Raw genomic sequence first — 9,343 nt, 5'->3', positions numbered from 1 at the left:
CGGCGACGACGGCCACGGCGAGGATGAGCAACGGGATCCACGCCTTCTTGAGCGCATTGCCGATCACGCTGCGGACACCATGGTCGACTGCACTCGCTGCTCCCCGCTTCCCGTACCCTGACCGCGACAGATTAGGTCATTTAAGTGTTAGATTAGACCAGTTAAGTTAATCATGGGAAACCTTCGCTGTGAGTGGCTCGTACCACCGTAGCCGGTAACGCGCAGCAGATCGAACCAAATACGCAGCAGTTCAATGGGATTGAACAAGCCGCGACGACTGTTCAGGGAGCAGGGGCACATGGCAACCAGCACGGATAGACTCCGTCACATGAAGGCACGCACTCTGGCCGGTGTGGCCGGCTCAATCGCCGCCGCCGCCCTTGCTGTCGGGATGGCCGTCCCCGCGCACGCCGACCCGGACACCGATTTCGCCAACCAGCTGCACACCTACGGGATCTACGGTCCCAAGGACTACAACGCCTGGATCGGCAAGATCACCTGCCAGCGGCTCGACAACAACGTCGACCACAGCGCCACCGACTCGGCGGCCTTCCTGAAGAAGAACCTGCCGCGCAACAGCAGCTCAGAGCAGCAGGTGTATCAGTTCCTCAACGCCGCGTTCGACACGTACTGCCCCGAGAAGCACGACCTGCTGGTCGCGCTCGCGCACTAGCCCTGGGACTCGGCCTGGCGGTGTCTCAGTGCACCGGCAAGCCCGACACATCCCAGATGTCGTCGCAGTACTCGGCAATCGCGCGGTCCGACGAGAACTTGCCGCTGCGCGCGGTGTTCAGGATCGACATCCGCGACCAGTGGTCACGGTCCTGCCAGGCGGCACTCACCTCGTCCTGGCACGCCACGTACGACGCGTAGTCGGCGCACACCAGGAACGGGTCGTCGTAGCGCAAGTTGTGCACCAGGGGCCGGAACACCTCGGTATCACCATGCGAGAAGTGGCCGTGCTCGATCAGGTCGAGCACCGCCGCCAGTTCGGGGTTGGCGGCGATGTAGTCGGCGGGCCGATAGCCGTCACGCTTGAGGGTTTCGACCTCGTCGACCGTCAGTCCGAACAGGAAGAAATTCTCCGCGCCGGCCTCCTCCCGGATCTCGACGTTGGCGCCGTCGAGCGTTCCGATGGTCAGTGCCCCGTTCATCATGAACTTCATGTTGCCGGTGCCGGAGGCCTCCTTGCCCGCCGTCGAGATCTGCTCCGAGAGGTTGGCCGCCGGGTAGATCAGGTGGGCGTTCTGCACGTTGAAATTCGGCAGGAACACCACCTTCATGAACTGATTGACCGAGGGATCGAAGTTGACCATGTCGCCGACGGCGGTGATCAGCTTGATGATGCGCTTGGCGAGGAAGTAGCCGGGGGCGGCCTTGCCGCCGAAGATGTATGCGCGCGGCGCCATCTGCAGGCCCGGGTTCTGCTTCAGCCGCAGGTACTGGGTCACGATGTTGAGCACGTTCAGGTGCTGGCGCTTGTACTCATGGATGCGCTTGACCTGGATGTCGAACAGCCAGGACGGATCCAGCTCGACCCCCGTCTCGGCCAGCACGAGCTCGGCGAGCCGAGCCTTGTTGGCGCGTTTGACGTTTCGCCACTCCTGCCGGAACGCTGGATCGTCGACAAACGCCTCCAGTCCACGCAACCGGTCCAGGTTGGTCAGCCAGCCGTCGCCGATGGTGCGGTCGAGCAGAGCGCGTAGGCCTGGGTTGGACAGGGCCACGAATCGCCGCGGTGTCACCCCGTTGGTCTTGTTGGAGAACCGCTCGGGCCACATCTCGTAGAAGTCCTTGAGCACGCTGTCCTTCAGCAGCTCCGAGTGCAGCGCGGCGACGCCGTTGATCGCATGGCTGCCGACGGTCGCGAGGTAGGCCATATTCACTGTTTTGCCGCCGTCCTCGCCGATGAGCGACATCCGGCGCACCCGGTCCTCGTCGCCGGGGTACTTGGCCCGGACCTCGTCGAGGAAGCGGCTGTTGATCTCGTAGATGATCTCCAGATGCCGGGGCAGGCATTCACCGAACATGCCGAGGGGCCACTTCTCCAGCGCCTCGGGCAGCAGCGTGTGATTGGTGTAGGCGAAGGTGGCCACCGTGATCGCCCACGCGTCGGTCCAATCGAGACGGCGTTCGTCGACCAGCAGGCGCATCAGCTCGGCGACGCCGATGGAGGGGTGGGTGTCGTTGAGCTGGATGGCAAACCGCTCGGGGAGGTCGTGCACGGACAGGTCGGCCAGATCATCGACGATGTGCAGGACGTGCTGCAGTGAGCACGACACGAAGAAGTACTGCTGCAGCAGGCGCAGTCGCTTGCCAGCCTCCGGCTCGTCGTTCGGGTACAGCACCTTGGTGACGGTTTCCGAGGTCACCTCGTCCTCGACGGCCTTGTAGTAGTCGCCGGTGTTGAAGGCCTCCAGCGCGAACTCCTTGACCGCCCGCGCGCTCCACAGCGTGAGGACGTTGCAGGTCTTGACGCCGTAACCCTGGATCGGCGTGTCGTAGGCGACGCCCTTGATGAGGCGGCCGGGCACCCACCGGACCCGGTCGTGGCCGGCGTCGTCGACGTAGTGCTCGGTGTGCCCGGCCCAGCCGACCAGGTAGTTGACGTCGGGCTTGGCGATCTCCCAGGGGTTGCCGTTGTCCAGCCAGTTGTCGGTCTTCTCAACCTGCCAGCCGTCGTGGATCTCTTGATCGAAGATGCCGAATTCGTAGCGGATGCCGTAGCCGATGGCCGGCCGTTCCAGGGTGGCCAGCGAATCGAGGTAGCACGCGGCCAGTCGGCCCAGGCCGCCGTTGCCCAGGCCGGGCTCCTCCTCGCAGGCCAGAACCTGGTAGAGGTCCTGCCCGAGTTCGGTCAGCGCTTGCCCGGCCGCGGCCTCGAGCCCGAGGTTGAGCAGGTTGGCACCCAGCTGTGGGCCCATCAGGAATTCGGCCGACAGGTAGCAGGTCAACTTGCTGCCGTGGTCCAGCGACTGCTGGGTCGACGCGACCCGGTTGTCCTGCATCCGGTCGCGAACCGCCAATGCGAGCGCACGGTAGTAGTGGGCCGGCTCGAGCGCCGCCGCCGGGCGACCGATCGAGTAGCGCAGGTGGTCGACGATGGCCCGGCGGAGCGCTTCGGCGGAGCGGCCGGTGCGGCTGTGTTCACGGGTGTCGGCGGACGATTCGGACAGCGTCAAGTCGGTCACCTAAGGATTGAAGCGCGCCCTTGAGTACGGCGTGTTAACTGCGGTTGACAGTTCGTCAGCAGGTGCTCTCAGGCCGGGCCCTTGCCGTTGTCGACGCGGTACACCGAACCGTGGATCGCGGCGGCGTCGTCGCTGGCCAGGAATGCGATGACGTTCGCGACATCCCGTGGCTCCATGAAGCCGCGCGGCGCTGCGATCCGCATGATCAGGTCCCAGTCGGCGTTCTCGGGGGCCGCGAACTCGGTCACCTGCGCCGTCAGCATGCCGCCCGGGCACACCGCGTTGACGCGGAGTTTTTCCTTGGTGTACTCGACGGCCAGTGCGCGCGTCAGCCCGATCAGCCCGTGCTTGGCGGCACAGTAGCCCGCGGAGTAGATCTCGCCTTCGACGCCGGCGATCGAGGAGACGTTGACGATGTTGCCGCCGTTCTCCAGCAGCTGCGGCAGCGCCGCCCGGGTCAGGTAGAACGGGCCGTTCAGATTCACCGCGAGGTCGCGGTCCCAGTCGTCGTCGGTCACCGACAGGGTGTGCCGCATGACGTGGAATCCCGCGACGTTCACCAGCACGTCCAACCGCCCGAACTTCGCGATGCAGTCCTCGACGGCCTGTCGGCAGGCGTCGGCAGTGCTGATGTCGACCGCGGCGAACGCGCCGCCGGGTTCATCGCCGTAGGCGTCGGCGAATACCGTCGCCATCCGCTCGGCGTCCCGCGCGATACCGAAGACCGACGCGCCGCGTTCGGCGAAAACCTTGACCGTGGCTGCGCCCAGGCCGGCCGAGGCCCCGGTGATCAACGCAACCTTCCCGCTGAGTGAACTCATACGGTGACTTTCTCACGCCGTGGGCACGTCGTTTGCCATACTCGGGTGGTGAAAGTGAAACGTGTTCTCGCTATGGTTTCGAGTCTCGGCCTCGCCGCAGCGGGCGCACTCTTCGGGACGGCGGCGCCGGCGCAGGCCGATGAGATCCGGCTGCCCGAAGGCATCTACACGTACATCCAGGACGGCAAGCCGATCAGCGTGTGGACCATCTGGCCCGTCTGCGCCCCGACCGTCGGCGATCTGCGTAACAACCTGGAACTGCCCGTGGGTTGCCTCGTGCACGTCGGCTCCGACCAGTACGGCGCGACGTTGGGCGGCGACGCCCGCCAGACCGGTGGCGAAGGACACTGGATGTTCACCCAGACCGACCTCCAGGGTTTCACGTGTCCGGACGGATCCAAGTCGAAGCTCGTCGAGACCTATGAGTGGGAAGACACCACCTGGACCGGTACCCGCACCACGACCAACAACGAACAGTGCGGCGTGCAGGCGGCAATGACGAAGAAGTCGTTCCGGCTGGAATTCCAGAAGCCGCTGCCGATTCCGGTGCAGCAGTTCCCGCTGTTCTGTGACCCCAACGACGGCCTCAAGCGCTGCCGCTAGTCGCCCGTCCGGTCAGGCCGGGCCCGGTTCCTCGGCGACCGCAGCGGCGGCCTCGTCGATGATGGCGCGCATCGCGCGTTCGGCGCCGGCCTGATCGCGCAGCCGCACGGCGCGGGCCACCTCGTCGTGCAGCGCGATGGCTGCCGGATTGGGGGAGTCGGGCATCATGCCGTGGTGGGTGCGTCCCGCCAGGATCTCCGAGACCACAGCGTTCAGCGCGCGGAACATCTCGTTGCCGCTGGCCTCCAGCAGGGTCTGATGAAAGATCTTGTCCGCCAGTAGGTATGCCTCGAGGTTGCCGTCGCGCCCGTGTACCGCCATGTCGGACACGGCAGCCGCCATGATGCGGCACTGGTGTGGGTCGGCACGCTCGGCGGCCAGCGCGGCTGCCACGGGTTCGAATCCGCGGCGCAACTCTGACAACGAGACCAACTGAGCGGCCCGGTCGCCCGACTCGAGTCGCCAGCGAATCAGCCTGGGGTCGAACACATTCCAGTTGGTGGCCGGCTGGATGGTAATGCCGACCCGGCGGCGCGAGGCGACCATGCCCATCGATTCGAGGACCCGGATCACTTCCCGTACGACACTCCGGGAGACGCTATGTTCCGCGCTCACTCCGTCGAGGGTGATCACCTCGCCGGGGGCGTACGTACCGGAGACCACCGCCCGGCCCAGCGCGCTCAGCACGTTGTCATGCAGAGCGCTGATGTTTGAGACGGTGGCCACGGATAACATCCTGTCATAAGTAGGCTGTTCCAGGTTAGAACCGACTATTTTCGTGTACCTCTTGAAATAGTCTGACTTTTGAGTCACGCTGTGTGAGTCAAAACACAGTAAGGGCAGGTGCACAACATGCCATCACCCATCGTCGTCATGGGCGTTTCCGGATCCGGCAAGTCCACGGTCGGCGCAGCGCTCGCGCAGCGGCTGCGCGTGCCATTCGCCGATGCGGACGACTTCCATCCCGCCGCCAACATCGCGAAGATGGCGGCCGGTCACCCGCTGAATGACGACGATCGCCGGCCGTGGCTCGAGACCATCGGGCAATGGCTCGGGGAGCACTGTGGCGCCGGTGGCGTGATGAGCTGTTCGGCCCTGAAGTACCAGTACCGCGTGCAGCTGCGCAGCCATTGCCCGGACACCCGGTTTCTGCACCTGTTCGGCACGCCCGACGTCATCGGCGCCCGGCAGGCCAGCCGGCCCGGCCACTTCATGCCGGCGTCGCTGCTCGCCTCACAGTTCGAAACCCTCGAACCCCTGCGACCTGACGAGGCCGGCATCGTGATCGACGTCGGGCAGAGCATCGATTCGATTGTCGACGAGTACATTTCGCGCGCCGGGGAGAGCCACCGGGGCGAGCGGAGCGACGGGGAGAGCCACCGGGGCGAGCGGAGCGACGGGGCGAGCATCCGATGAGCACCACCATCACCTTGCTGGCCGACGCCCCCAAACTCGTCGAGCCCGTCGCCTCTGCCACGCAGCTGATCCTCGCGTTCGTGGCCGGCATCAGCGTCATCGTCATACTCATCACGCTGGTGAAGCTGCACCCGTTCCTCTCCCTGATCTTCGGTGGCCTGACGGTGGGGCTGACGGCGGGAGAGAACCTCACCGCCGTCCTCAAATCGTTCTCCGACGGGTTCGGCGCCACCGCGGCCGGCGTCGGCATCCTGATCGCTCTCGGCGCGATGTTCGCGAAACTGCTCGCGGACTCCGGCGGGGCCGACGAGATCGTCGACACCATCGTCGGTGCCGCCTCGCCGCGCGCTCTGCCCTGGGCAATGGCGCTCGTCGGCGCGATCATCGGGCTGCCGATGTTCTTCGAGATCGGGCTGGTCCTGCTGATGCCCGTCATCTATCTGGTGGCGCGGCGCGCGCAGCAGTCGCTCGTCACCATCGGCATCCCGGCACTGGCAGGCCTGTCGGCCATGCACGGTTTCGTGCCACCGCATCCCGGGCCGCTGACCGCAGTCGGGTTGCTCAACGCGGACCTCGGGGTCACGCTCGGGCTCGGTGTGCTCGTGGCGGTCCCGACGATCGTCGTCGCGGGCCCGCTGTTCGGCCGGCTGGCCGGTCGGTGGGTCGTCGTCGCCGCGCCCGATACCTTCGACACCGATCCGGAAGCCCTTCGCACACATGGCAAACGGCCACACTTCGGCGTCACGCTGTTCTCTGTGCTGCTGCCCGTCGCGCTCATGCTGGGCAAGGCCCTCGTCGACATCTTCATCGACGACAAGACGCAGTGGTTCCGCCGGATCTTCGACGCTGTGGGCACGCCGCTGGTCGCGCTGCTCATCGCCGTCGTGGTCGGCACCGTCACCCTCGGCCGGGGCGCCGGGATGGACCGCGCCGCCATCACCAGATGCATCGAGTCGAGCCTGCCCCCGGTCGCGGGCATCTTCCTGATCGTCGCCGCCGGTGGCGGCTTCAAACAGGTGCTCGTCGACACCGGCATCGGCACCATGCTGGCGCGCTGGGCCGAAGGCGTGCACATCTCGGTGCTCGTGCTGGCATGGGTCCTCGCGGTCCTGATCCGGCTGGCCACCGGGTCGGCGACCGTCGCCACCATCACCGCGTCGTCGCTGGTCCTCGGTCTGGTGCACGGCATGGGCTCCGGCGAGCTGTCCCTGGTGGTGCTGGCCGTCGGCGCCGGCTCGCTGTTCTTCTCGCACGTCAACGACGCGGGCTTCTGGTTGGTCAAGGAGTACTTCGGGATGAGCGTCGGTCAGACGATCAAGACCTGGTCGATCATGGAGACGGTGCTCTCGGTGTCCGGTCTGGCCATGGTCCTGATCCTGGACGTGTTCGTCTAGCCTCAGCGCTGTTGTTTCTCGACGACGATGTGCGCCACCGGAATCGGCATCGGGCGCGGTGCGGCGGACAGGAGGCCGACCAGTGCGGCGTCCAGGGCGTCGGCGAGCTGACATCGGCGCGCCGGGTCGGCCGGGTCCAATGCCTCCAGGAGGGTGCCGAACACCGCAGCTCTGGTGAAATCGACCCAGCTCTTGGCGAAAGCCGTTGCATCACCGTCGTTCTGGTACCGCAGCCAGAAGCGGTCCGGTTCATCGGTCACCGTCAGATGGGTGATCCGCAGCCGTTCGAAGCGACCTGACGGGGCGAACGGTGACCGGAAGTCGGCTTCACCCCGGCCTACGATCGGCACGTGCATACGCCGCAGCTCGTCGGCGGTGACGAACCGCTGCGCGTGCAGCTCGTACAGGGCGTGCATCAGCCCGTCGAAAAGTGGCTCGAGGCCGGGTCGTCCGTCGTCGTGCTGGCCCATGGTCATGACCACGAGACGGCCGCCCGGACTCAACTCGCGGCCGCGGAATGCGATGAACTCGTGCCAGTCGTGCGCCGCCTGCCGGGCATACGCGGTGCGCACCTGCGCGTCGGCGCTGTAGGACGACTGGATGTGATCGGGGATATCGGACGGCATGCGGCTGAGCCAGTGGATAGCCCACGCCGACCAGCCCAGGTGCACACCTTCTGATGGCAGAATCTGGCTGAGGTACGACCTTCCCACCGCCGACGCGAACGTGGCCCGATCGGTACGCAGGTAGCTGAACGGATCGTCGCGCAAGGTGCGGAACAGGGCGCTGAAATCGTTGTCGGGGATGTCGGTGTGGTTCACCACGACGGGGTGCTCCGGCCGGACCCGTTTGCGGAGCGCGGAGATGCCCGCGCCGATGGGGAGCAGCCCGTTGTGGGCGTTGCCCGAGCCGTACTCGGCGATCACCACCGGCTGCGGCGCCGCCGGGAGCGGGACCTCTGCCGCGGCCTGTTCGAAAAGCTTTGTGGCCGTGCGGAGTCCGACGGTCTGCAGGCGCGAGCTCCCGATCGGGTCGGGCTGCACCACCACGCTGGACTCGGGCATGTCTCACGGTAGCGCCGCCGGCTGTGTGGCGCGCTCTGAATCAGTGCCCGGCGCTCGATCGGCAGCTCAGCTGCAGCTGCTCGAGTGGCAGCTCAGCTGCTTCTGCTTGATTGGCAGCTCAGCTGCCGCGGGCCACCCATTCGTCGTAGTTGACCAGCTCGCCGCCGATGGTGGTGGTGTCACCGTGGCCGGTGTAGACCACGGTGTCGCCGGGGAGCTTGCCGAGCTTCTCGGAAATGGAAGCCAGGATGGTCGGGAAGTCCGAGTAGGAGCGGCCGGTGGCGCCGGGGCCGCCGTGGAACAGGGTGTCGCCGGAGATCACCGCACCGAGCTCGGGGATGTGCCAGCAAACCGATCCGGGCGAGTGCCCGGGCGTGTGAATGGCCTTGATCTCCAGGCCGCCGACGGTGAGCACCTGGTCCTCTCCCACGGTGTGAAAGGGGCTGTCCGGGTGGACATCTCGCCACAACATGTCGTCGGCCGGGTGCAGCAGCACCGGGGCGTCGAGGGCTGTGGCCAGCTCCGGGGCGACGGTGATGTGGTCGTTGTGCCCGTGGGTGCAGACGACGGCGACGACGTTGCGGCCGTGCACCGCCTCGATGATGGGCGCGGCGGTGTGGGCGGCGTCGAAGACGATGACGTCGTTCTCGTCACCGACGAGCCAGATGTTGTTGTCGACGTCCCAGGTGCCGCCGTCGAGACTGAAGGTGCCGCTGGTAACGATCCGCTCGATGGCGACCATCAGAGGATCACCACCGACCGCAGGACCTCGCCGCTGTGCATCTTGTGGAACGCCTCTTCGATCTGGTCGAGCCCGATGCGCTCGCTGACGAACTTGTCCAGCGGGAGGCGGC

At 66.3% G+C, this 9,343-nt stretch carries 9 protein-coding genes; 4 read left to right on the top strand and 5 right to left on the bottom strand.

Features of this window, described 5'->3' with window-relative positions; genetic code table 11:
- Positions 1-328 precede the first annotated feature (328 nt).
- Complete coding sequence (locus QRN63_RS27345; protein WP_267319147.1) at positions 329-673, top strand: DUF732 domain-containing protein; 345 nt, start codon at positions 329-331, stop codon at positions 671-673.
- Positions 674-698: 25 nt separating this feature from the next.
- Here the strand turns inward: QRN63_RS27345 and QRN63_RS27340 are convergent, their stop codons facing one another.
- Both QRN63_RS27340 and QRN63_RS27335 read right to left on the bottom strand, forming a co-directional pair.
- Positions 699-3,191, bottom strand: coding sequence for a glycogen/starch/alpha-glucan phosphorylase (locus QRN63_RS27340; RefSeq protein ID WP_285034090.1), 2,493 nt, complete (start codon positions 3,189-3,191; stop codon positions 699-701).
- A gap of 68 nt (positions 3,192-3,259) precedes the next feature.
- Positions 3,260-4,012: an SDR family NAD(P)-dependent oxidoreductase gene (locus tag QRN63_RS27335; protein WP_020104438.1), complete on the bottom strand. Its 753-nt coding sequence runs from the start codon at positions 4,010-4,012 to the stop codon at positions 3,260-3,262.
- Between the two features lie 72 nt (positions 4,013-4,084).
- Here QRN63_RS27335 and QRN63_RS27330 point away from each other — a divergent pair, with 72 nt between their 5' ends.
- A complete protein-coding gene (locus QRN63_RS27330) occupies positions 4,085-4,615 on the top strand; it encodes a hypothetical protein (RefSeq protein WP_267319144.1) in 531 nt (176 codons plus the stop codon).
- A 12-nt stretch (positions 4,616-4,627) separates the two neighbouring features.
- On the opposite strand, the gene QRN63_RS27325 is transcribed toward QRN63_RS27330, so the two are convergent.
- On the bottom strand, positions 4,628-5,341 hold the full coding sequence (locus QRN63_RS27325; protein ID WP_502888202.1) for a FadR/GntR family transcriptional regulator: 714 nt from the start codon (positions 5,339-5,341) through the stop codon (positions 4,628-4,630).
- 126 nt (positions 5,342-5,467) lie between these two features.
- Between QRN63_RS27325 and QRN63_RS27320 the strand changes: the two genes are divergently transcribed.
- Positions 5,468-6,031, top strand: coding sequence for a gluconokinase (locus QRN63_RS27320; protein WP_285034086.1), 564 nt, complete (start codon positions 5,468-5,470; stop codon positions 6,029-6,031).
- Entirely contained in the window at positions 6,028-7,425 is a 1,398-nt protein-coding gene (locus QRN63_RS27315) for a GntP family permease (RefSeq protein ID WP_285034084.1), read from the top strand. The genes QRN63_RS27320 and QRN63_RS27315 overlap by 4 nt, the downstream gene beginning before the upstream one ends.
- A gap of 2 nt (positions 7,426-7,427) precedes the next feature.
- Here QRN63_RS27315 and QRN63_RS27310 read toward each other — a convergent pair whose 3' ends face one another.
- Together QRN63_RS27310 and QRN63_RS27305 are read right to left on the bottom strand one after the other, a co-directional pair.
- Complete coding sequence (locus QRN63_RS27310; protein WP_285034082.1) at positions 7,428-8,489, bottom strand: class I SAM-dependent methyltransferase; 1,062 nt, start codon at positions 8,487-8,489, stop codon at positions 7,428-7,430.
- Between the two features lie 118 nt (positions 8,490-8,607).
- Positions 8,608-9,231, bottom strand: a complete 624-nt coding sequence (locus QRN63_RS27305) for an MBL fold metallo-hydrolase (protein WP_285034081.1) — start codon at positions 9,229-9,231, stop codon at positions 8,608-8,610.
- Between the last annotated feature and the right edge of the window lie 112 nt (positions 9,232-9,343).

This window comes from Mycolicibacterium sp. lyk4-40-TYG-92 (assembly GCF_030209435.1).
GTDB lineage: Bacteria > Actinomycetota > Actinomycetes > Mycobacteriales > Mycobacteriaceae > Mycobacterium.
The sequence above is the reverse complement of the archived record's forward strand: the minus strand, read 5'-3'. Positions and strand labels throughout refer to the sequence as shown.

Bases quoted from the DNA above. Each gene is read 5' to 3' on its own strand.
- QRN63_RS27345 (WP_267319147.1), top strand. From the start codon at position 329: ATGAAGGCACGCACTCTGGCCGGTGTGGCCGGCTCAATCGCCGCCGCC.
- QRN63_RS27335 (WP_020104438.1), bottom strand. From the start codon at position 4,012: ATGAGTTCACTCAGCGGGAAGGTTGCGTTGATCACCGGGGCCTCGGCC.
- QRN63_RS27330 (WP_267319144.1), top strand. From the start codon at position 4,085: ATGGTTTCGAGTCTCGGCCTCGCCGCAGCGGGCGCACTCTTCGGGACG.
- QRN63_RS27320 (WP_285034086.1), top strand. From the start codon at position 5,468: ATGCCATCACCCATCGTCGTCATGGGCGTTTCCGGATCCGGCAAGTCC.
- QRN63_RS27315 (WP_285034084.1), top strand. From the start codon at position 6,028: ATGAGCACCACCATCACCTTGCTGGCCGACGCCCCCAAACTCGTCGAG.
- QRN63_RS27310 (WP_285034082.1), bottom strand. From the start codon at position 8,489: ATGCCCGAGTCCAGCGTGGTGGTGCAGCCCGACCCGATCGGGAGCTCG.
- QRN63_RS27305 (WP_285034081.1), bottom strand. From the start codon at position 9,231: ATGGTCGCCATCGAGCGGATCGTTACCAGCGGCACCTTCAGTCTCGAC.